The sequence below is a fragment of the Pseudomonas sp. IT-P100 genome (assembly GCF_949767185.1).
Lineage (GTDB): Bacteria > Pseudomonadota > Gammaproteobacteria > Pseudomonadales > Pseudomonadaceae > Aquipseudomonas > Aquipseudomonas fluorescens_B.
This window is the reverse complement of record NZ_CATKQK010000001.1, coordinates 18,334-41,112: the sequence shown is the minus strand read 5'-3', so window position 1 is coordinate 41,112 and position 22,779 is coordinate 18,334. Positions and strand designations below refer to the sequence as shown.

20 protein-coding genes are annotated in these 22,779 nt (G+C 59.9%); 11 read left to right on the top strand and 9 right to left on the bottom strand.

The annotated features are described in order from the left end of the window. Positions 1-5 precede the first annotated feature (5 nt). Positions 6-899 (bottom strand): LysR family transcriptional regulator ArgP, encoded by an 894-nt coding sequence (locus ACM6IQ_RS00200; protein ID WP_017340537.1) that lies wholly within the window; start codon positions 897-899, stop codon positions 6-8. Between the two features lie 96 nt (positions 900-995). Between ACM6IQ_RS00200 and ACM6IQ_RS00195 the strand changes: the two genes are divergently transcribed. The 10 genes from ACM6IQ_RS00195 (at position 996) to ACM6IQ_RS00150 (ending at position 15,144) form a co-directional block, all read left to right on the top strand. Next, on the top strand, positions 996-1,397 hold the full coding sequence (locus ACM6IQ_RS00195; RefSeq protein ID WP_017340538.1) for an ACT domain-containing protein: 402 nt from the start codon (positions 996-998) through the stop codon (positions 1,395-1,397). 6 nt (positions 1,398-1,403) lie between these two features. Continuing rightward, positions 1,404-2,006: a LysE/ArgO family amino acid transporter gene (locus ACM6IQ_RS00190; RefSeq protein WP_017340539.1), complete on the top strand. Its 603-nt coding sequence runs from the start codon at positions 1,404-1,406 to the stop codon at positions 2,004-2,006. 176 nt (positions 2,007-2,182) lie between these two features. Beyond that, positions 2,183-2,779 (top strand): superoxide dismutase, encoded by a 597-nt coding sequence (locus ACM6IQ_RS00185; protein WP_017340540.1) that lies wholly within the window; start codon positions 2,183-2,185, stop codon positions 2,777-2,779. A gap of 468 nt (positions 2,780-3,247) precedes the next feature. Beyond that, positions 3,248-5,299, top strand: a complete 2,052-nt coding sequence (locus tag ACM6IQ_RS00180; protein ID WP_017340541.1) for a putative bifunctional diguanylate cyclase/phosphodiesterase — start codon at positions 3,248-3,250, stop codon at positions 5,297-5,299. Between the two features lie 300 nt (positions 5,300-5,599). Continuing rightward, positions 5,600-6,943 carry an imelysin family protein gene (locus tag ACM6IQ_RS00175; RefSeq protein WP_414877840.1) on the top strand — a complete coding sequence of 448 codons (1,344 nt, stop codon included), beginning with the start codon at positions 5,600-5,602 and terminating at the stop codon, positions 6,941-6,943. Between the two features lie 210 nt (positions 6,944-7,153). Continuing rightward, positions 7,154-8,581 carry a di-heme oxidoredictase family protein gene (locus tag ACM6IQ_RS00170; RefSeq protein WP_414877839.1) on the top strand — a complete coding sequence of 476 codons (1,428 nt, stop codon included), beginning with the start codon at positions 7,154-7,156 and terminating at the stop codon, positions 8,579-8,581. Positions 8,582-8,608: 27 nt separating this feature from the next. Further along, positions 8,609-9,673: an imelysin family protein gene (locus tag ACM6IQ_RS00165; protein WP_017340544.1), complete on the top strand. Its 1,065-nt coding sequence runs from the start codon at positions 8,609-8,611 to the stop codon at positions 9,671-9,673. A gap of 14 nt (positions 9,674-9,687) precedes the next feature. Then, complete coding sequence (locus tag ACM6IQ_RS00160) at positions 9,688-10,785, top strand: DUF1513 domain-containing protein (RefSeq protein ID WP_017340545.1); 1,098 nt, start codon at positions 9,688-9,690, stop codon at positions 10,783-10,785. A 161-nt stretch (positions 10,786-10,946) separates the two neighbouring features. Then, positions 10,947-12,095 carry an efflux RND transporter periplasmic adaptor subunit gene (locus tag ACM6IQ_RS00155; RefSeq protein WP_017340546.1) on the top strand — a complete coding sequence of 383 codons (1,149 nt, stop codon included), beginning with the start codon at positions 10,947-10,949 and terminating at the stop codon, positions 12,093-12,095. A 13-nt stretch (positions 12,096-12,108) separates the two neighbouring features. Continuing rightward, on the top strand, positions 12,109-15,144 hold the full coding sequence (locus ACM6IQ_RS00150) for a multidrug efflux RND transporter permease subunit (protein WP_414877838.1): 3,036 nt from the start codon (positions 12,109-12,111) through the stop codon (positions 15,142-15,144). A gap of 114 nt (positions 15,145-15,258) precedes the next feature. Here ACM6IQ_RS00150 and ACM6IQ_RS00145 read toward each other — a convergent pair whose 3' ends face one another. The 5 genes from ACM6IQ_RS00145 to colR form a co-directional block, all read right to left on the bottom strand. Next, entirely contained in the window at positions 15,259-15,486 is a 228-nt protein-coding gene (locus ACM6IQ_RS00145) for a hypothetical protein (protein ID WP_017340548.1), read from the bottom strand. Between the two features lie 2 nt (positions 15,487-15,488). Next, a complete protein-coding gene (locus tag ACM6IQ_RS00140; RefSeq protein WP_414877837.1) occupies positions 15,489-16,199 on the bottom strand; it encodes a lipopolysaccharide kinase InaA family protein in 711 nt (236 codons plus the stop codon). A 3-nt stretch (positions 16,200-16,202) separates the two neighbouring features. Continuing rightward, positions 16,203-16,871 carry a class I SAM-dependent methyltransferase gene (locus ACM6IQ_RS00135; protein ID WP_414877908.1) on the bottom strand — a complete coding sequence of 223 codons (669 nt, stop codon included), beginning with the start codon at positions 16,869-16,871 and terminating at the stop codon, positions 16,203-16,205. Positions 16,872-17,048: 177 nt separating this feature from the next. Then, positions 17,049-18,317, bottom strand: a complete 1,269-nt coding sequence (locus tag ACM6IQ_RS00130; RefSeq protein ID WP_017340551.1) for a sensor histidine kinase — start codon at positions 18,315-18,317, stop codon at positions 17,049-17,051. Continuing rightward, positions 18,307-18,990 (bottom strand): two-component system response regulator ColR, encoded by a 684-nt coding sequence (gene colR / locus ACM6IQ_RS00125; protein WP_008032118.1) that lies wholly within the window; start codon positions 18,988-18,990, stop codon positions 18,307-18,309. Before colR ends, ACM6IQ_RS00130 begins: the two co-directional genes overlap by 11 nt. Before the next feature lie 216 nt (positions 18,991-19,206). Between colR and ACM6IQ_RS00120 the strand changes: the two genes are divergently transcribed. Continuing rightward, positions 19,207-19,950 carry a phosphatase PAP2 family protein gene (locus ACM6IQ_RS00120; RefSeq protein ID WP_414877836.1) on the top strand — a complete coding sequence of 248 codons (744 nt, stop codon included), beginning with the start codon at positions 19,207-19,209 and terminating at the stop codon, positions 19,948-19,950. Positions 19,951-20,055: 105 nt separating this feature from the next. Here ACM6IQ_RS00120 and groL read toward each other — a convergent pair whose 3' ends face one another. The 3 genes from groL to ACM6IQ_RS00105 all read right to left on the bottom strand — a co-directional run bounded on the left by groL (position 20,056) and on the right by ACM6IQ_RS00105 (position 22,766). Beyond that, positions 20,056-21,699, bottom strand: a complete 1,644-nt coding sequence (gene groL / locus ACM6IQ_RS00115) for a chaperonin GroEL (protein WP_008032122.1) — start codon at positions 21,697-21,699, stop codon at positions 20,056-20,058. A gap of 49 nt (positions 21,700-21,748) precedes the next feature. Further along, entirely contained in the window at positions 21,749-22,042 is a 294-nt protein-coding gene (locus tag ACM6IQ_RS00110) for a co-chaperone GroES (protein WP_017340553.1), read from the bottom strand. Positions 22,043-22,289: 247 nt separating this feature from the next. Beyond that, positions 22,290-22,766 (bottom strand): FxsA family protein, encoded by a 477-nt coding sequence (locus ACM6IQ_RS00105; protein WP_017340554.1) that lies wholly within the window; start codon positions 22,764-22,766, stop codon positions 22,290-22,292. Positions 22,767-22,779: the final 13 nt, after the last annotated feature.

The window sequence follows — 22,779 nt, the reverse complement described above, 5'->3', positions numbered from 1 at the left end:
GCCGGTCAGTCCAACGGCACCAGCCATTGCTTCGACGAGCGCACCAATTGATCGGTCAGCAACCCCAGCAACTGACCGCCATTGCGCCAATGATGCCAGTACAGCGGCACATCGATGGGCTTATCTGGCAAAAGCTCGCGCAAAACCCCGCGTTCCAGCTGATCGCGCACCTGCAATTCAGGCACCAGCCCCCACCCCAGGCCGGCTTCGGTCAGGCGAATGAAGCCTTCGGACGACGGGCACAAATGGTGTTCAAAACCGCCATCTACGCCGAGGGACGCGAGGTAGCGATGCTGCAGGAAATCGTCCGGGCCAAAGACCAGCGCCGGCGTTTTCGACAACTGATCGGCGCGAACGCCTTGCGGAAAATGCCGGGCGATGAAGGCCGGGCTGGCCAATGCGCGATAACGCATGGCGCCCAACAGAACGCTGCGCGCCCCGGCGACCGGACGTTCGCTGGCACAGACACACGCCGCCACTTCGCCTGCGCGCATGCGCTTGAGGCCGACGGTCTGGTCTTCGACCACCAGATCCAGCAACAGGTGTTGTTCGGCGCAAAAATCTCCGACCGCTTCGGCCCACCACGTGGCGAGGCTGTCGGCGTTCAGGGCGATGCGCAGACGTTCCGGCAGGCCTTCTTCATCCAGCGCCGGAACCAGGGTTTGCAGGTCCCGCTCCAGGAGGCGCACCTGCTGCACATGGTTGAGCAAACGCCGGCCGATTTCAGTCGGCGCCGGCGGTGTCATCCGCACCAGCACCGGTTGGCCGACCCGCGCTTCCAGCAGTTTGATGCGCTGGGAGATCGCCGATTGCGACAAGCCGAGCACCTGGGCGGCGCGTTCAAAACCGGCCTGCTCGATCACGGCGGCCAACGCGGAAAGCAATTTATAGTCGAACATCAGTTTTCCTAATGAGCGATCAGCATGATTGGTTTTTCTTATACCGCTTATGGACGGAGAATGGCCAGCAAGAACTCTTGAGCAAGGAACACCGACATGGCTGGCGAAACTTCATTGGCAACGCTTTTGCGCAGCATGAGCCCGCAACTCAACGCTGGCGAGTATGTGTTCTGCACGTTGCGCGACGGCCATTTGCCGCCGGGTCTTGAGATCATCGGCAGTTTTCGCGAGCAGGAAGGCCTGACGGTGATTCTGGAACGCTCCCAGGCCGAGAAGGCCGGTTTCAGCTTCGACTACGTTGCCGCATGGATCACCCTGAACGTGCACTCCGCGCTGGAAGCCGTCGGCCTGACCGCCGCCTTCGCCACGGCATTGGGCCAGGCCGGCATCAGCTGCAACGTGATCGCCGGTTATTTCCACGACCATTTATTCGTCGGCCAGGCCGATGCCGAACGCGCCCTGCACGTGTTGCGGGATCTGGCAGCGAATGCGGAGTAAATCCTTATGTGGCAAAGCTATGTAAACGGCCTGTTGGTGGCCGCGGGGCTGATCATGGCGATCGGCACTCAGAACGCGTTTGTGCTGGCCCAGAGCCTGCGGCGTGAACATCACCTGCCGGTGGCGGCGCTCTGCGTGACGTGCGATGCGTTGCTGGTGGCTGCCGGCGTGTTCGGTCTGGCCACCGTGCTGGCGCAAAATCCGACATTGCTGGCGGTGGCCCGTTGGGGCGGCGCGGTGTTCCTGATCTGGTACGGCAGCCTCGCGTTGCGCCGGGCCTTCTCGAAACAGAGCTTGCAACAGAATGAAAACCAGACCGTACGTTCACTGCGCGCCGTGCTGCTCAGCGCCTTGGCGGTCACCCTGCTCAACCCGCACGTTTATCTGGATACCGTATTGCTGATTGGCTCCCTTGGCGCACAACAGACCGAGCCTGGTGCCTATGTCGTGGGCGCGGCCAGTGCGTCGTTGCTGTGGTTCTTCACGTTGGCGCTGGGCGCTGCATGGCTGGCGCCGTGGCTGGCTCGGCCGAGCACCTGGCGGATTCTGGATCTGTTGGTCGCCGTGATGATGTTCACCGTAGCCTTTCAATTAATCATCGTCTCCTGATTATTCCAAAAGGCTCTGGAACCTCTATTCCACACAGTTGTTGCGTGGTTATGCCGCACCCCCGGTGCTATGATCCGGTTCGATGCGCCGCAAAGAGTACAAACTCCCCGGCGCTTGTCTGGCCGCCCGTGATCGGCCTTGCGACCACCGCAACTGACCTGATTAGGAGAATCATCATGGCTTTCGAATTGCCGCCGCTGCCCTACGCACACGATGCCCTGCAGCCGCACATTTCCAAGGAAACCCTGGAATACCACCACGACAAGCACCACAACACCTACGTCGTGAACCTGAACAACCTGGTGCCAGGCACCGAGTTCGAAGGCAAGACCCTGGAAGAAATCGTCAAGTCTTCTTCGGGTGGCATCTTCAACAACGCCGCTCAGGTCTGGAACCACACTTTCTACTGGAACTGCCTGGCGCCAAACGCCGGCGGTCAACCAACCGGCGCACTGGCTGAAGCCATCAACGCAGCCTTCGGTTCGTTCGACAAGTTCAAAGAAGAATTCAGCAAAACCTCCATCGGTACCTTCGGTTCCGGTTGGGGCTGGCTGGTGAAAAAGGCTGACGGCTCCCTGGCCCTGGCCAGCACCATCGGCGCCGGCAACCCGCTGACCAGCGGCGACACCCCGCTGCTGACCTGCGACGTCTGGGAACACGCTTACTACATCGACTACCGCAACCTGCGTCCGAAGTACGTTGAAGCGTTCTGGAACCTGGTCAACTGGAAATTCGTGGCTGAGCAGTTCGAAGGCAAAACCTTCACCGCTTAAGATCGACGCCAGTCAAGAAACCCGGCTTTTGCCGGGTTTTTTTTTGGGTTTTGGAATGCTTGCCGAATTCGAGTACAGCCGAAGAATATCTGTCCTCTGTCAGGTCGTCATCGCTGGCAAGCCAGCGCCCACAAGGTCCGAGGACACCCGCGAAAATCGGGCCGCCCTCACAAGCAGTCTCGCCCCCGCACAAAGGCCGATTTCCCACAATGAAACCAGCCTTCCCCCCCTTGCCCCACCGCCATAGCCGTCTAACATCAACCAAATGGAAAATATCTCTACCCTCCCCTCAAGTTGAAGGACTCGACTACCGACACAGTACTAATAGGACAAATACTCCAGGCAACAGCATTTCGGCCAACCCACAGGCAAATTCCCCTGTGTTTGATTGTCCCTTTGACTGCCATCACGGGATTGCCAATACTCATGGCAACTTGATGCTACCTGCACGGAACAAGGAATGACTCTTTGAAGCTGGAACTCAAGAACAGCTTGTCGGTAAAGTTGCTCCGGGTCGTGCTCCTGTCGGCATTGATCGTCGGCGTGGTCTTGAGCTGCGCGCAGATCGTTTTCGATGCCTATAAAACACGCCAGGCCGTGGCCAGCGATGCCCAGCGCATCCTCGACATGTTCCGCGACCCCTCGACCCAGGCCGTCTACAGCCTGGACCGGGAAATGGGCATGCAGGTGATCGAAGGCCTGTTCCAGGACGACGCTGTGCGCCAGGCCTCCATCGGCCACCCCAATGAAGCCATGCTCGCGCAAAAATCCCGCGACCTGCAGCAATCCAGCAGTCGCTGGCTGACCGACCTGATCCTGGGCAAGGAACGCACCTTCACCACTCAACTGGTGGGTCGCGGCCCCTACAGCGAGTACTACGGCGACCTGAGCATCACCCTCGACACCGCCACGTATGGCGAGGGATTTATCGTCAATTCGGTGATCATCTTCATTTCCGGTGTATTGCGGGCCCTGGCCATGGGGCTGGTGCTGTATCTGGTCTATCACTGGCTGCTGACCAAACCGTTGTCGCGGATCATCGAGCACCTCACCGAAATCAACCCGGACCGCCCGAGCGAGCATAAGATTCCGCAGCTCAGGGGCCACGAAAAAAACGAACTGGGCATCTGGATCAACACCGCCAACCAGTTGCTCGAATCCATCGAACGCAACACGCACCTGCGCCACGAAGCGGAAAACAGCCTGCTGCGCATGGCCCAATACGACTTCCTCACCGGTCTGCCGAACCGCCAGCAATTGCAGCAACAACTGGACAAGATTCTCGTCGACGCCGGCAAGTTGCAGCGGCGGGTTGCGGTGCTGTGTGTCGGCCTCGATGACTTCAAGGGCATCAACGAACAGTTCAGCTATCAGACCGGCGACCAGTTGTTGCTGGCCCTGGCTGATCGCCTGCGGGCCCACAGCGGTCGCCTCGGCGCCCTCGCCCGCCTCGGTGGCGACCAGTTCGCCCTCGTTCAGGCCGATATCGAACAACCCTACGAAGCGGCCGAACTGGCCCAGAGCATTCTCGATGATCTCGAAGCGGCGTTCGCCCTCGATCATCAGGAAATTCGACTGCGCGCCACCATCGGCATCACCCTGTTCCCCGAGGACGGTGACAGCACCGAGAAGCTGCTGCAAAAGGCCGAGCAGACCATGACCCTGGCCAAGACCCGCTCGCGCAACCGTTATCAGTTCTATATCGCCAGCGTAGACACTGAAATGCGTCGCCGTCGCGAGCTGGAAAAAGACCTGCGCGACGCCCTGGCGCGCGACCAGTTCTACCTGGTCTACCAACCGCAGATCAGCTACCGCGATCATCGGGTAGTGGGCGTCGAAGCATTGATTCGCTGGCAGCATCCCGAACATGGGCTGGTGCCACCGGACCTGTTCATCCCGCTGGCCGAGCAGAACGGCACCATCATCGCCATCGGCGAATGGGTGCTGGATCAGGCCTGCAAACAATTGCGCGACTGGCATGACCAGGGTTTCACCGACCTGCGCATGGCCGTGAACCTGTCCACCGTCCAGTTGCACCACGCCGAACTGCCGCGAGTGGTCAACAACCTGCTGCAGATGTACCGCCTGCCACCCCGCAGCCTGGAGCTGGAAGTCACCGAAACCGGCCTGATGGAAGACATCAGCACCGCCGCCCAGCACCTGCTGAGCCTGCGTCGCTCCGGCGCGCTGATCGCCATCGACGACTTCGGCACCGGGTACTCATCGCTCAGTTATCTGAAAAGCCTGCCACTGGACAAGATCAAGATCGACAAGAGCTTCGTTCAGGACCTGCTCGATGACGACGACGATGCGACCATCGTCCGGGCCATCATTCAGTTGGGCAAGAGCCTGGGCATGCAGGTCATTGCCGAAGGTGTGGAAACCATCGAACAAGAGGCCTACATCATCTCTGAAGGCTGCCATGAAGGTCAGGGCTACTTCTACAGCAAACCGCTGCCGGCGCGAGAACTGGGCGCTTACCTGAAACAGGCCCAGCGCAGCAATGCCGCGATCCTCTGAACCTGTGGCAGGGAGCTTGCTCCCGCTGACTGGCAAAGCCGCCCCAAATCCTGCCCCCACGGTTCTGACAGAAAATTCCAGTCGACCTGATTACGAATGTTGCACTTTCCAGCGGGAGCAAGCTCCCCTCGCCACAGTGATTGCCAGCTGATACAGGTCATGCTGCTGGCATTCATTCGTGTGAATAAGACATATTTACAAGCACAACCCTTTACAGATAATGCGAAAGATTTGCATTATGTCGCAGTTTCGCGCGCTTGCTGCGCCATTCCACCCCCCTTTCGAAGCAGGATGTTCGCCATGATTCGTATGCCTCTGGCTACCGCCAGTCTGTTGGCCATCGCTATTTCCCTCGCCGGTTGTGGCGAAGGCAAAGACAAAGCTGCCGCTCCAGCGCCGACTCCTTCCGCCAGCACCGCTGCACCGGCTGCCGCACCCGCAGCGACCAGTAAAGTCGACGAAGCCGCCGCCAAAGCCGTTGTCGCGCACTACGCCGACATCGTCTTCGCCGTTTACAGCGATGCCGAATCCACTGCGAAGACCCTGCAAACCGCTATCGACGCTTTCCTCGCCAAGCCGAACGCCGACACCCTGAAAGCCGCCAAGGCTGCCTGGGTCGCAGCTCGCGTTCCTTACCTGCAGAGCGAAGTGTTCCGCTTCGGCAACACCATCATCGACGACTGGGAAGGTCAGGTGAACGCCTGGCCACTGGACGAAGGCCTGATCGACTACGTCGACAAATCCTACGAGCACGCCCTGGGTAACCCGGGTGCCACGGCCAACATCATCGCCAACACTCAGGTTCAGGTCGGCGAAGACAAGATCGACGTCAAGGACATCACCCCCGAAAAACTCGCCAGCCTGAACGAGCTGGGCGGTTCCGAGGCCAACGTCGCCACCGGTTACCACGCCATCGAATTCCTGCTCTGGGGCCAGGACCTGAACGGCACCGGCCCTGGCGCCGGCAACCGCCCAGCTTCCGACTACCTGGAAGGCAAAGGCGCTACGGGCGGTCACAACGATCGTCGTCGCGCTTACCTGAAGTCGGTGACCCAGCTGCTGGTCAGCGACCTTGAAGAAATGGTCGGTAACTGGAAACCGAACGTGGCCGACAACTACCGCGCCACCCTGGAAGCGGAACCGGCCGAATCCGGCCTGCGCAAAATGCTGTTCGGCATGGGCAGCCTGTCCCTGGGCGAACTGGCGGGCGAGCGGATGAAGGTTTCCCTGGAAGCCAACTCCCCGGAAGACGAACACGACTGCTTCAGCGACAACACCCACAACTCGCAGTTCTACGATGCCAAAGGCGTTCGTAACGTGTACCTGGGCGAATACACCCGCGTCGACGGCACCAAAATGACCGGCGCCAGCCTGTCGTCCCTGGTGGCCAAGGCCGACCCGGCTGCCGACACCGCGCTGAAGGCCGACCTGGCTGCGACCGAAGCCAAGATGCAGGTCATCGTCGATCACGCCAACAAGGGTGAGCACTACGACCAATTGATCGCCGCCGGCAACACTGCCGGTAACCAGATCGTCCGTGACGCCATCGCTTCGCTGGTCAAACAGACCGGTTCGATCGAAGCCGCCGCCGGCAAACTGGGCATCAGCGACCTGAACCCGGACAACGCTGATCACGAGTTCTGATCAACGCTGGCTGAACAAAAGGCGACCTTCGGGTCGCCTTTTTTATTGGTCCGAACACCGCTCCCACATTGGACGGTGCTGAATCAGTAAGAGTGATGACAGTTTTGAAAAACCCTGCTCCACATCAACCAAACGATAATTCCTCTTATTCAATCTCCACTGCCCTGTTAGACTTTGCGCCCTTGTTTTGCTCGTCTTGCAGGATGTCTGATGCCCTCGCTGCCTCTTCGCTTGTCCGCACTGTTTCTGGCCCTGGGCTTGAGTGCCTGCGATGACGCCCCGCGTTTTACCAAAGCCGAACCCGGTGAAGCCCGGTCCGGGGGCGCCGCGACCGTGCGCAAGACCGATCAGAACGCCTTCTCCCTGCCCTCCGCCAATCTGCCGCCCTCCCGGCGTGTGGACTTCAGCGTCGGCAACAGCTTCTTCCGAAACCCGTGGGTGATCGCCCCGTCGACCACCACCGCCCGGGACGGCCTCGGGCCGTTGTTCAACACCAACGCCTGCCAGAACTGCCACATCAAGGACGGCCGCGGTCATCCGCCCACGCCTGATGCGCAGAGCGCCGTGTCGATGCTGGTGCGCCTGTCGATCCCCGATGCGCCGGCCTACGCCAAAATCATCGAACAGCTCGGCGTGGTCCCCGAGCCGGTCTACGGCGGGCAACTCCAGGACATGGCCATCCCCGGTGTACTTCCGGAAGGCAAGGTGCGGGTCGACTACACGCCGGTGCCGGTCCGCTTCAAGGACGGCACCGAGATCGAATTGCGCAAACCCAGCCTGAACATCACCCAACTGGGGTACGGTCCGATGCACCCTGACACCCGTTTCTCGGCCAGGGTCGCGCCACCCATGATTGGCCTCGGCTTGCTTGAAGCCATCCCCGATGAGGCGATCCTGGCCAATGCCGAGGCTCAGGCAAAAGAAAAAAACGGTATCGCCGGACGCCCGAACCAGGTCTGGGATGACGCCCAACAGAAAACCGTCCTCGGACGATTTGGCTGGAAGGCCGGGCAGCCGAACCTCAATCAACAAAACGTTCATGCGTTTTCGGGAGACATGGGCCTCACCACAACCCTGCGTCCGATGGACGACTGCACCGATGCGCAAACCGCGTGCAAACAAGCGCCCAGCGGCAATGGCCCGGAGGGCGAACCGGAAGTCAGCGACAACATCCTGCGTCTGGTGCTGTTCTACAGCCGTAACCTGGCCGTACCGGCCCGACGCGACGTCGGCACGCCTGAAGTGTTGGCCGGCAAGAGCCTGTTTTTCCAGGCCGGCTGCCAGTCCTGTCACACGCCGAAATACACCACTGCCGCCAACGCGGCAGAACCTGAGCTGGCCAATCAAGTGATTCGCCCCTACAGCGATCTGCTGCTGCACGACATGGGCGACGGACTGGCTGACAACCGCAGCGAATTCCAGGCCAGTGGCCGCGACTGGCGCACCCCGCCGTTGTGGGGCATCGGCCTGACGCAGGCGGTCAGTGGCCACACCCAATTCCTGCATGACGGCCGCGCTCGCAATCTGCTCGAAGCCGTGCTCTGGCATGGCGGCGAGGCGCAGGCCGCGCAGCAACAGGTTTTGTCTTTCAACGCCGAACAGCGCGCCGCGTTGCTGGCATTTTTGAATTCTCTTTAAACACTTATAAAGAATCGGGAGCCCGACATGTTCCGTCCCAAGTTGTTATTCACCAGCCTTGCCGCACTCGCCCTTGGTGCCTGCTCACCGCAGGATCCGCAAGCTGTCACGTCGGCGGCCATTGCCAAGTCGGTGATCCTGCCGACCTACACCCGCTGGGTTGAAGCCGACCGCCAACTGGCTGTCAGCGCGCTGGCCTACTGCGAAGGCAAGGAAAATCTCGACACCGCCCGCGCCGACTTCCTGCACGCGCAGAAAGCCTGGGCCGAGCTGCAACCGCTGCTGATCGGTCCGCTGGCTGAAGGCAATCGCGCCTGGCAGGTGCAGTTCTGGCCGGACAAGAAAAACCTTGTCGGCCGTCAGGTCGAGCAACTGGTCGACGCCCAGCCGCAGATCGATGCCGCGGCGCTGGCCAAATCCAGCGTTGTGGTTCAGGGCCTCTCGGCCTACGAATACATCCTGTTCGACAACAAGCCTGACGTGGCCAACGACGCGCAGAAAGCCAAGTACTGCCCGCTGCTGAAAGCGATTGGCGAGCGCCAGAAACTGATGGCCGAAGACATTCTGAAAAGCTGGAACAACACCGACGGCATGCTCGCGCAGATGAGCAAGTTTCCGAACCAGCGCTACGCCGATTCCCACGAGGCCATCGCCGATCTGCTGCGCGTGCAGGTCACCGCCCTGGACAGCCTGAAGAAAAAACTCGGCACGCCGATGGGCCGTCAGAGCAAGGGCGTGCCGCAACCGTTCCAGGCCGATGCATGGCGCAGCCAGTCTTCCCTGACCGGCCTCGAAGCCAGCCTCGCCGCTGCCAAAACCGTCTGGGAAGGTGTCGACAACAAAGGCCTGCGCGGCTTGTTGCCGAGCGAGCAGAAGCCGTTGGCCGACAAGATCGACACCGCTTATGCCTCCTCGCTGAAACTGTTCGCCAGCAACCAGCGCTCACTGACCGAGATGCTCAACGACGACGCCGGTCGCCAACAGCTCAACGACCTCTACGACAGCCTCAACGTGGTCCATCGCCTGCACGAAGGCGAGCTGGCCAAGGCGCTGGGCATCCAACTGGGCTTCAACGCCAACGACGGTGACTGATGAGGGCGAGTGCCATGCTGCGACGACAGGCTCTGACGTTAGGTAGTTTGCTGCTGGGAGCAGTGACACTGGGCGGCTGGACGCTGTTCAAGCAAAAGGACAAGAGCCCGCTATTGCTCTCGGCGCGGGACGATACGGACGGCAAGCATTACGCCGTCGGATATCGGTTGGACGGTACACGGGTATTCGCTACCCAGGTCGGTCAGCGTTGCCACGACATCATCAATCATCCGGCCCTGCCGATTGCGCTGTTTGTCGCCCGTCGCCCAGGCACCGAGAGCTACCTGATCGACCTGCGCGACGGCACGCTGTTGCAAACCGTAGCCTCGCAGCCGAACCGCCATTTCTATGGTCACGCGGTGATTCACCACAGCGGCGACTGGCTGTACGCCACCGAGAACGACACGTCCGACCCGGGTCGCGGCTTGCTCGGTGTGTATAAGTTCGAAGGCGAGCGCCTCGTGCACAGTGGCGAAATGTCCACCCACGGTATCGGCCCGCATCAGGTGTCGTGGATGCCCGATGGCGAAACCCTGGTGGTGGCCAACGGCGGGATTCGCACCGAGGCGGAAAGCCGGGTCGAGATGAACCTGAACGCCATGGAGCCGAGCCTGGTGCTGATGCAACGCGACGGTACTTTACTGAGCAAGGAAACCCTCGCCCAGCAGATGAACAGCGTGCGGCACCTGGGGATCGCCAGTGACGGCACCATCGTCGCCGGTCAGCAATTCATGGGCCCGTCCCACGAATCTTCGGAACTGTTGGCCATCAAGCGGCCCGGTCAACCGTTCGTGGCGTTCCCGGTGCCCGAGCACCAGTTGCAGGCGATGGGGCATTACACCGCCAGCGTCGCGGTACACAGTGACTTGCGGCTGGTCGCGTTGACCGCGCCACGGGGCAATCGCTTTTTCATCTGGGACCTGGACAGCGGTGAAGTGCGCCTCGATGCGCCACTTCCCGATTGCGCCGGGGTCGGTGCAGTGGCTGACGGTTTTGTCGTGACGTCGGGTCAAGGGCGTTGCCGTTACTACGATTGCCGCCAGACCGATCTGGTTGCTAAACCGTTGGAGCTGCCTGCGGGGCTTTGGGACAACCACCTTCATTTGATCTGACGCCACCTCCCTTTCGGTGGATCTACCCTGTGGTGAGGGAGCTTGCTCCCTCACCACAGTTTTTTTGTTCCCCCGCACTGTGAAAAGTGGCAGTTGGATTCACTGCCGCTCTCGGAGTAATGTTCCCGTCTGTCTCATGATTTCTCCAAGGAACTGGAAATATGCTGCGTCGCCGCATGCTGATCATGTTGGGTGTTGTTCTGCTGGTCGTGCTGGTCCTGGCCGGTTATAAAGCCTTCTCCATCTACACGATGATTCAAGGCTTCTCCGCGCCGAAACCGCCTATAAGCGTTGCCGTGGCCACGGCCATCGAACGGCCCTGGCAAGCCCGCCTGCCTACCGTCGGCACGCTCACGGCGCTGCAAGGCGTAGACCTGAGCCTGGAAACCGACGGCACCGTCATCGATTTGCAGTTCGAGTCAGGGCAGAAGGTCAAGGCCGGCCAACCCCTCATGCGTCTCGACAGCGCCGTGGAAACTGCCTTTCTGGAAACCGCCCAGGCCGACCTCGGGCTGGCCCAGCTCGATTACGGTCGCGGTAGCCAACTGGTGGGCAGCCAGGCCATTTCCAAAGGCGAATTCGACCGACTTTCGGCGGTGCTGAAAAAAAGCAAAGCCACCGTCAATCAACTCAAGGCTGCGCTCGGCAAAAAAAGCATCGTTGCGCCCTTCAGCGGCACTATCGGCATTCGCCAGGTGGACGTTGGCGACTATCTTGCCAGCGGCACCATGATTGCCACTCTGCAAGACCTCAGCAGTCTCTACGTCGACTTTTTCGTGCCCGAGCAGTCTGTGCCGAAGATCGCCATCGGTCAGCCGGTCGAAATCATTGTCGCGGCCTACCCGACGCAGACCTTCCCCGGCACCATCAGCGCGATCAATCCGAAACTCGAGAACAGCACGCGCAACATGCAGGTCCGCGCGACCCTGGCCAACCCCGACGGCAAACTGTTGCCGGGCATGTTCGCCAACCTGCAGGTGATATTGCCCGACCCGCAGTTACGCGTCGTCGTGCCGGAAAGCGCGATCACGTACACGCTGTACGGCAATTCGCTGTACGTCGTCGCACAGAAAAAAACCGAAGACGGCCAGGTTGAAAAAGACGCCAAGGGTGAACCCATCCTGATCGCCGAACGCCGTTTCATCGAAACCGGTGAACGCCGCGACGGTGTGGTGGTGATTACCAAAGGTGTGCGCAACGGTGAAAAAGTGGTCACCGCCGGCCAGATCAAACTGGACAACGGCGCACACATTGCCATCAGCGACGACAAGACTTTAGCCGAGCAGAACAGCCCGCCGCGCGCGGACTGATCAAGGAATCCCCATGGCTTTTACCGACCCGTTCATCCGCCGCCCGGTGCTCGCCTCCGTGGTCAGCCTGCTGATTGTGCTGCTGGGTTTCCAGGCCTGGAGCAAGCTACCGCTGCGCCAGTATCCGCAAATGGAAAACGCCCTGATCACGGTGACCACCGCGTACCCCGGCGCCAACGCCGAAACCATCCAGGGCTACATCACGCAACCGATGCAGCAAAGCCTGGCGAGTGCCGAAGGCATCGACTACATGACCTCGGTCAGTCGCCAGAACTTCTCGGTGATCTCGATCTACGCGCGCGTCGGTTCCAACAGCGACCGATTGTTCACCGAGTTGCTGGCCAAGGCCAACGAAGTGAAAAACAAGTTGCCTCAGGACGCCGAAGACCCGGTACTGAGCAAGGAGGCCGCCGACGCCTCGGCGCTGATGTACATCAGCTTCTTCAGCAAGGAACTGAGCAACCCGCAGATCACCGACTACCTGTCGCGGGTCATCCAGCCCAAACTTGCCACCTTGCCGGGCATGGCCGAGGCCGAGATTCTCGGCAACCAGGTGTTCGCCATGCGCCTGTGGCTGGACCCGGTGAAACTGGCTGGCTTCGGCCTGAGCGCCAGCGATGTGACCGATGCCGTGCGCAAGTACAACTTCCTTTCCGCTGCCGGTGAAGTGAAAGGCGAGTACGTGGTCACCAGCATCAACGCCAACACCGAGCTCAAATCCGCGCAAGCCTTCGCTGCGATTCCACTCAAGGTCGATGGTGACAGCCGCGTGCTGCTCAGCGATGTCGCGCGGGTGGAAATGGGCGCGGAGAACTACGACACCATCAGCTCCTTTGGTGGCACGCCCTCGGTCTACATCGGCATCAAGGCCACCCCCGGCGCGAACCCGCTGGACGTGATCAAGGAAGTGCGCAAGATCATGCCGGACCTTGAGGCCCAGCTGCCGCCGAACCTCAAGGGTGAAATCGCCTACGACGCCACACTGTTCATCCAGGCTTCGATCGACGAAGTGGTGAAAACCCTGTTCGAAGCGGTGCTGATCGTGATCGTGGTCGTGTTCCTGTTCCTCGGGGCGCTGCGCTCGGTCGTGATCCCGGTGGTGACGATTCCGCTGTCGATGATCGGCGTGATGTTCTTCATGCAGATGATGGGCTACTCGATCAACCTGCTGACCCTGCTGGCGATGGTGTTGGCCATCGGCCTGGTGGTGGACGACGCCATCGTGGTGGTGGAAAACATTCACCGGCACATCGAGGAAGGCAAGCCCCCGCTGGACGCGGCTATCGAGGGTGCACGGGAAATCGCCATGCCGGTGGTCTCGATGACCATCACCCTGGCGGCGGTCTATGCGCCCATCGGTTTCCTGACCGGCCTCACCGGGGCGCTGTTCAAGGAGTTCGCCCTGACCCTGGCCGGGGCGGTGGTGATCTCCGGCATCGTCGCCCTGACGCTGTCGCCGATGATGTGCGCCTTCCTGCTGCGCCACGACGAAAACCCCAGCGGCCTGGCTCACCGGCTGGACCTGATTTTCGAAGGCCTCAAGCGCCGCTACCAGCGTCTGTTGCACGGAACGCTCAACACGCGGCCGGTGGTGCTGGTGTTCGCGGTGATCGTACTGTGCCTGATTCCGGTGCTGCTCACCTTCACCAAGTCGGAACTGGCACCGGACGAGGATCAGGGCATCATCTTCATGCTGGCCAGCGCCCCGCAGCCAACCAACCTTGATTACCTGAACACCTACACCGACGAATTCATCAGCATCTTCAAGGCGTTTCCCGAGTACTACTCCTCGTTCCAGATCAACGGCTTCAACGGCGTGCAATCGGGGATTGGCGGTTTCCTGCTCAAACCGTGGAACGAGCGCGACCGCACGCAAATGGAAATCCTGCCCGAGGTGCAGAGCAAACTGGAGAGCATTCCGGGATTGCAGGTTTTCGGCTTCAACCTGCCCTCCCTGCCGGGCACCGGCGAGGGGCTGCCGTTTCAGTTCGTCGTCAATACCGCCAACGATTACGAGTCGCTGTTGCAAGTGATGGACCGGGTGAAGAAACGCGCGATGGCGTCCGGCAAGTTCGCCTTCGTCGACGTCGACCTGGCGTTCGACAAACCCGAAGTCGTGGTCGATATCGATCGCGCCAAGGCCGCGCAGATGGGTGTGTCGATGCAGGATCTGGGCAGGACATTGGCGACGTTGCTGGGTGAAGCGGAAATCAACCGTTTCACCATTGAAGGCCGCAGTTACAAAGTGATCGCGCAGGTTGAACGGCCATTCCGGGACAACCCCGGCTGGCTGAACAACTATTACGTGAAAAACACCAAGGGTGAGCTGCTGGCCCTGTCGACCCTGATCACCGTTTCCGACCGGGCCCGCCCACGGCAATTGAATCAGTTCCAGCAGCTCAACTCGGCCATTCTCTCCGGGGTTCCGCTGGTGAGCATGGGTGAAGCCCTCGACGCGGTGCGGCAGATTGCCCGGGAAGAGGCGCCGGCGGGTTTTGCCGTCGACTATGCCGGGGCATCGCGGCAGTACGTTCAGGAAGGTAGCGCGCTGTGGGTGACGTTTGCCCTGGCGCTGGCGATCATTTTCCTGGTGCTGGCGGCTCAGTTCGAAAGTTTCCGCGACCCGTTGGTGATTCTGGTGACGGTGCCGCTGTCGATCTGTGGTGCGTTGATCCCGCTGTTCCTCGGCTGGTCGAGCATGAACATCTACACCCAGGTCGGGCTGGTGACGCTGATCGGGCTGATCAGCAAGCACGGGATCCTGATCGTCGAATTCGCTAACCAGCTTCGCAAGGAAAAGGGCCTGACGCCGCGCGAGGCGGTAGAGGAGGCAGCGGCCATACGCCTGCGCCCGGTGTTGATGACCACCGCGGCGATGGTGTTCGGCATGGTGCCGTTGATCATTGCCTCCGGCGCGGGCGCTGTCAGCCGGTTCGACATCGGCACGGTGATCGCTACGGGGATGTCGATCGGGACGTTGTTTACGTTGTTCGTATTGCCGTGTGTGTACACGTTGTTGGCTAAACCCGATAAACCTGTAAACGCTTGACCCCTGTAGGAGCCAGAAAGCCGGCTCCTGCAAGGGTCGACGCAGGTCTCGAGTCATCGGGCATAAACAAAAGGCCTCGCATATGCGAGGCCTTTTATTTGGGCTTCAATCTGGTCAACTCTGCGGCCTCAGTCCTTGAGAAAGTCCGAACATGAACAGCAATAAATCATGATCGGGTTGGGTTGCAACGGTTGCCTTTGCAACCCGTGGCATCGGACAACGCGTGTCCCCGTTCACTGAACTGAGGACTTGCGTGCGGGGCTGCTCCCAAGCCGCCACCGCCAGTGAAGCAACTGCCAAGGCTCCTATTAAAAACAAACCTCGTGCAATTTCGAGTTTCATTGCTATAAACCCTTGATAGCGCTGCCAAACGCTGTCTCATAAAGGTAGACGAGTTTCTTCCAGTCTGTCGTGCTGAACGACGAGTGGCGACGCAGTTGCTTCAGGTCATGGGACGCGGCGCGACGGGCGGTCAAACGCTGACGGCATTTCTCCAGATCGATCAACGCAACTTCGACTTTCGTCGCCTCGCCCTCACCGGTAACCCGGACAAAGACGTGCTTGATGTAGAGGCAACTGTGCTGCCACCGCCCCTTGTGCATGCGCACCAGGTTATCGGCCAGTTCCTTCAGCACGCGATCATGCACCGCCTCGCCATGACGTTCGCGGCCACCGCCTGCGTACCAGTGCTCGATTTCCTCAAAACCGTCCAGAGCCTTGGTCACCAACAACGCGCGCCACTTGTGGACAGGATCGCGCTGCGCACCACAGAAAATTATCTCCGGAACACGCACGCCGATCCGACTCAACCCGATGAGCGCGTCCCGCTCACGCAGCACCGTCGGCCGACCCAACGGGTACTGCCAGCTGCGATAGACATGCCCGTTCTGACGCTTGGCGTAGAACAACTGTCCATCAATGCTCCTGATGCGTTGCACACCACTTTCACCACCGCGACGAACGTTAGGCTCTTCAACCCATTCGCCCTGCTGGTTCCAGTAATAGTCAAAGTCCCGGGAATCGATGTCCGCATCTGCTGCATATTGCACTGCCATCAGTTACCTCTTGCGTAATACATAAACCCGCCACATGGCATAGAGCGGTATAAAGTCCAGTTGTTCCTGAATACGGAACCCCGCCTGCTCGAATTCCTTTTCGATCGTAGCAGCCGGTAACACAAACCGATTTTGGTAACCTTCCTGTTCACGCTTTTTCTCGGAGCGCTTGCGTTTCCAGGCTTTGAAATTGCCGTCGACCCATAACGAAAGGATCACGCTGTCACGGCTGACGCGCTCGAATTCACGCAGAATGGCCAGTCGATGCTCGGCTTCACCGATGTGGTGCAGCAAACGCATGCAAAAAATGCTGTCGACGGCGTTATCAGGCAAGGCGATGTCGAATGCAGAAGTGTGCAAGGGTTGTACCCTTTTCACGACTTGCGCGGGTTGCGCCTGCAAAGCGATCTTGAGCATGGATTCGGAGTTGTCCGCCCCGATGATCACCCGGTTGGTTTTTTCCGCCAGCAATGGCCAGAAACGTCCGGCACCACAGGGTAGATCGAGGACAAGCCCGGGTTCGCCGACCAACGCCAGTGCCTTGCGCGCCAGTTGTTCATCGCGCCAATGGGACAGTCGACGACCGAGGCCGTCCTGATGTTTTTGCAGGTATTTCCGAGCGTGCTGATCGTCGTATTTATCGGAAAAATCGAGTTTGATCGGGGCGGCCATCATCAAGGACTCCTGAACGTCTGATGACAATTACCTTAGGTAGCGCCGTGTCAGCGTCCGGTCATGCCTTTGTGAAAAAATTGTCATGTTAACCCCCGAATTATTTCAGGGTTTTACATGAGCAAAGTGATGGCTTAGGGCCACCCATTACCAGGCGTTCGATCAGTACGAGGGTGGTTAACCCAGTTCCACCTGAAACCGACAGCCATGAGGCTCCATGTTGGTCAGACTGACGCTCCACCCCTGGTTTTCGCAAATCCGCTGCACCAGCGACAGGCCCAGTCCCAGGCCCTCGCCGCGTTTTTCATTACCCCGCACGAAAGGCTCGAACATCGCTTCGCGTTTTTCCTCGGGAATGCCTACGCCACTGTCTTCGACCCGGAAACCCGTAGTGGTCAGGGTCAAGCGAATGAAACCCTGTTCGGTGTAATGCAGCGCATTGCGCAACAGGTTGCCCATGACCGCATGCAGAAGCGTGGCGTTGTAGCAGGTGCTGTCCGGATTGCCCGGTTCGAACATCAGCGACAGCCCTTTGGCCTCGATCGGTTCGCGCCACAGGTTGAGCAGACCGTCGGCGACCTGGGCCAGCGACTGTTGCGGCGCCATACTGGCGTCTTCACGTTGGGCGCGGGCCAGCATCAGAAAGGTCTGCACCAGCTCGCGCATCTCTTCGCAGGCACGGGCGATTCGTTCGACCTGAGCCCGACCGCGCTGGTCGATGCCGGAGTTTTCCAGCAACAGCTCACAGGAACTGGCCAACACCATCAACGGGGTGCGCAACTCGTGGCTGACGTCACTGGTGAACAAGCGCTCCCGGGTCAATGCCTGGCGCAGGCGACCGAGGGTGGCGTCGAAAGCCACGGCCAGCTCGCCCACTTCATCCGCGGCATAGTCCGGTGCCAGCGGTGGCGCCAGCCCCAGCAACTGGTCGCGGTGGCGCACCTGACGGGCCAGCCGCACCACAGGCGCCATCACCTTGCGCGCCAGGATCCAGCCGAGGAATACCGCCAACGCCAGACTCAGGACGAAGCCCACCAGCACCACGGCGAACAACACCCGCTCCCGTTCTTCGAAATCACTCTGGTCCTGCAGCAACACATAACGCCGGCCATCGACGACTTCGACCATCGCGTGATACGACAGCTGCTCGCGAAACACTTCGTGGAAACCCGGATCAAGATGGCGCAAATCCTTGGGCAGCTCGAAATCGCCCGGTCCGCCGCTGAAATAGAACAGCTGGTCCGGCTCGGGGCGATGGCTCCAGTCCGACACACTGTCCATCAACAGCAGGCGTTGCAAATCCCCGCCGAGGCCTGCCGAAATCAGTTTTTCTTCTACCAGGTGCACGGTCGCCACAATCCCCATGGCGAAGGCCCCGGCCACCAATGCGCTCATCAGCGCAAAGGCGATGATGATCCGTTGAGCAAGGCTCTGTCTAAACTCCATCACGGCCCTCGGCCAAGCGATAACCCACACCGTGCACGGTTTGCAGCAAAGGCTTGGCGAACGGTTTGTCGATCACCTGACGCAATTGGTGGACGTGGCTGCGCAGGCTGTCACTGTCCGGGCAATCATCGCCCCACAGGGCTTCTTCGAGAATTTCCCGGCGCAGGACGTGCGGGCTTTTCTGCATCAGCACGGCCAGCAACTTCAGGCCCACCGGGTTGAGCTTCAGCAAGCGCCCTTCGCGGGTGACTTCCAGGGTATCGAGGTCGTAACTCAAATCCCCGACCTGCAAGGTACGACGGCCGCCGCCCTGTGCCCGACGCATCACGGCTTCGATCCGCGCAGCCAGTTCAGACAGGGCAAAGGGTTTGATCAGGTAATCGTCGGCGCCGGACTTGAAGCCTTGCAGGCGGTCGTCCAGTTGATCGCGGGCCGTGAGCATGATCACCGGCGTGTCGCGACGGGCGTCTTCGCGCAGGCGTTTGCACAAGGTGTAGCCGTCGATACCGGGCAACATGATGTCGAGCACGATCAAATCGTAGTGCTCGGTGGCCGCCAGGTGCAGGCCTGACAAACCATCCTGCGCGCAATCCACGGTGTAGCCCTTGAGCCCCAGGTAATCGGCCAGATTGGCCAGGATATCGCGGTTATCTTCAACCAACAGAATGCGCATGGGCACCTCCTCCGTACACAGTAACGGCCGTCTTGGCCCGCGCAGCTTAAGGCCTGGCGTGGCTGAGGGCTAGGACTGCGTGCAGTGGAAAACCCTGCCGGCAAACCTGTCGAGCCCTTGACGACTTTTTCACTATCGATTCACACAGCAGCGACACAACCGGGTTCAAACTCCGCGCGGCTGCGCTCTCAAGAACTTACCGACTAAGGAACTGCCATGGTTTCGACCCTTGCCCGCCCCGCCTCTCGCCCGCTCAATTTCTGGGTGTGCCTGGGTGTTCCCGTCGTTGCGGCGATCATTCTGGTGCTGCTCGAACTGACGTCCCTGGACATGGACCTGGCCCGGCTGTTCTATGACCCGGCGGCTGGAGACTTCATCGGGCGCCACAGTTTTTTCCTCGAAGACATCCTGCATGACCGTGCCAAGCAAGTGGTCATCGCCTTCTCGGTGTTCGCGATTTTCGGTTTCATCGGTGCCTTTTTCATCGACCGGCTCAAACCGTTCAAACGGGAATTGGGTTGTATGGTGCTGTCCCTGGGACTGGCGACATCCTTTGTCACGCCGATGAAAGCGGTGACGGCGGTTCAATGCCCGTGGAGTCTGGAACAATTCGGCGGTCATGAGACCTACAGCGAACTCCTCAGCCCTCGCCCGCAGACGGACAAACCCGGCCGTTGCTGGCCCGGAGGGCATGCCGCGACCGGGTTCACGCTGTTTGCCTTGTTCTTTGTGCTGCGGGATCGGCGTCCGCGTCTGGCACGTAAAGCCTTTATTTTCGCCTTCACGTTGGGCACGGTGTTTTCCGTGAGCCGGATGATGCAGGGCGCGCACTTTTTCTCGCACAACGTGTGGACGGCGATTTTCTGCTGGCTCATTTGTCTGGGATCGTACTACTACACCCTGTATCGCCCGGCTACCAACGTTGAGCGGGTTACCAAGTCACAAGCGGTTAGCGTTTGAACTGACATCATCGCGACTCGGTCTCCGGACGGTCCCACATCAAAGGCAATAAAAAACCCCGCCTGCTTTCGCAGGCGGGGTTTTTTCGTACGGGGTAAGGCTGGCTTACATCATGCCGCCCATGCCGCCCATACCGCCCATGTCTGGCATACCGCCGCCAGCTGGTGCGTCTTCCTTGATCTCGGCGATCATGGCTTCGGTGGTGATCATCAGGCTGGCAATCGACGAAGCCGCTTGCAGAGCCGAACGAGTCACTTTGGCCGGGTCCAGGATACCCATTTCGATCATGTCGCCGTATTCGCCGGTGGCAGCGTTGTAACCGTAGTTACCCGAACCCTGCTTGACCTTGTCGACCACTACGCTTGGCTCGTCGCCGGAGTTGGCAACGATCTGGCGCAGTGGCGCTTCAACAGCGCGACGCAGCAACTGGATGCCAACGTTCTGGTCATCGTTGTCGCCTTTCAGCTCGGAGATTGCCTGCAGAGCGCGAACCAGTGCCACGCCGCCGCCAGGTACCACGCCTTCTTCAACGGCTGCACGGGTAGCGTGCAGGGCGTCTTCAACGCGGGCTTTCTTCTCTTTCATTTCAACTTCGGAACCAGCGCCAACCTTGATCACAGCAACGCCGCCGGACAGTTTGGCCAGACGCTCTTGCAGTTTTTCACGGTCGTAGTCGGACGAAGTGTCGGCCACTTGCTGACGGATCTGCAGAACGCGAGCCTGGATGTCAGCCTCAACGCCGGCGCCGTCGATCACGGTGGTGTTTTCTTTGGACAGGATCACGCGCTTGGCATTACCCAGGTGTTCCAGGGTAGTGCTTTCCAGGCTCAGACCGATCTCTTCGGAGATAACGGTACCGCCAGTCAGAACAGCGATGTCCTGCAGCATGGCCTTGCGACGGTCGCCGAAGCCTGGAGCCTTGACGGCTGCAACTTTGACGATGCCACGCATGTTGTTCACAACCAGAGTCGCCAGGGCTTCGCCTTCAACGTCTTCAGCCACGATCAGCAGTGGACGGCCGGCTTTGGCAACGGCTTCCAGGACTGGCAGCATTTCGCGGATGTTCGAGATCTTTTTGTCGACCAGCAGGATCAGCGGACCGTCCAGCTCGGCAGTCATGGTCTCTGGCTTGTTGACGAAGTACGGGGACAGGTAGCCACGGTCGAACTGCATGCCTTCAACAACCGACAGTTCGTTTTCCAGGCCCGAGCCTTCTTCAACGGTGATCACGCCTTCTTTACCGACTTTTTCCATGGCTTCGGCAATGATGTCGCCGATGGAGTTGTCGGAGTTGGCCGAGATGGTGCCGACCTGAGCGATGGCCTTGGTGTCAGCGCAAGGCTTGGACAGGGCTTTGAGCTCTTTGACGATCGCGATGGTCGCTTTGTCGATACCGCGCTTCAGGTCCATCGGGTTCATGCCGGCAGCGACGGCTTTCAGGCCTTCGTTGACGATCGACTGAGCCAGAACGGTAGCGGTGGTGGTGCCGTCGCCTGCGTCATCGTTGGCACGGGAGGCAACGTCTTTGACCAGCTGCGCGCCCATGTTTTCGAAACGGTCTTTCAGTTCGATTTCTTTAGCGACGGACACGCCGTCCTTGGTGATGGTCGGAGCGCCGAAGCTCTTCTCGATGATCACGTTGCGGCCTTTAGGGCCCAGGGTCGCTTTTACTGCGTCAGCCAGGACGTTGACACCGGCGAGCATTTTCTTACGGGCGGAATCGCCGAATTTAACTTCTTTAGCAGCCATGATCGATATTCCTTAAATACTTTGTAGTAGCGGGAAAATGAGCGGGAAATCAGCCTTCGACAACAGCGAGGATTTCGCTCTCGCCGATGACCAGCAGGTCTTCGCCGTCAACTTTCACAGTGTTGCTGCCGGAGTAAGGGCCGAACACAACCTTGTCACCCACTTTCACGGACAGCGCACGCACTTCACCGTTTTCCAGAACTTTGCCTGGGCCTACAGCGAGGACTTCGCCCTGGTTTGGCTTTTCAGCAGCCGAACCTGGCAGGACGATACCGCCAGCGGTTTTCTTTTCTTCTTCGCTGCGACGGACGACGACGCGGTCATGCAGAGGACGAAGCTTCATTGTCGATCTCTCCTAATTGTGGTTTTCATCGGCCGGTGTATTCCCGGCGGGTTTAACAAATCCGGCAGTGCCGGGTGCGGTTCGTCAAGCGAACCGCGGAAGTCTGTCTGGCATGATCGCCAGAAACCTTGCGGTGACCGTTACATAAGGGCGCATAAGCTTATTACAAGGGCGCGGATCGAAAATTTTTACATCCATGACCCGAAAACGAACACGGCACCCGAAGGTGCCGTGCAGGTGAAACGGTTTACTTGGAATCCCGGTGCTCGAACTCGCCTTCGATCACGTTCGGCTCGCGGCCCAGCGGCTGCTGCGGGGCAGGACCGCCCCGAGGCTGAAGGTCATCGGCGAACGCACGCTGACGGATCGCCGCCTCTTCGGCGCGCTGGCGCATTTTATTGGCCAGCAACCGGCGAGAGATCGGCAGCAACATGATCAGGCCCAGCACGTCGGTGACGAAGCCCGGCAGAATCAACAAACCACCCGCCAGGGCCAGCATCAGGCCTTCGAGCATGGTCTGGGCCGGCAGCTCGCCGCGGTTCAGGCTTTCACGCGCACGCAGCGCGGTTGCCAGGCCGGCGATACGCAGCACGAACACGCCGAGCATCGAGCCGAGAATGACCAGTAGCAGGGCCGGGAAAAACCCGATTGCACCGCTCACCTTGACGAATACGAACAGCTCCAACACCGGAAACAGTACAAAGAGCAATAAAAAAGGGCGCATCAAATGGTTCCTC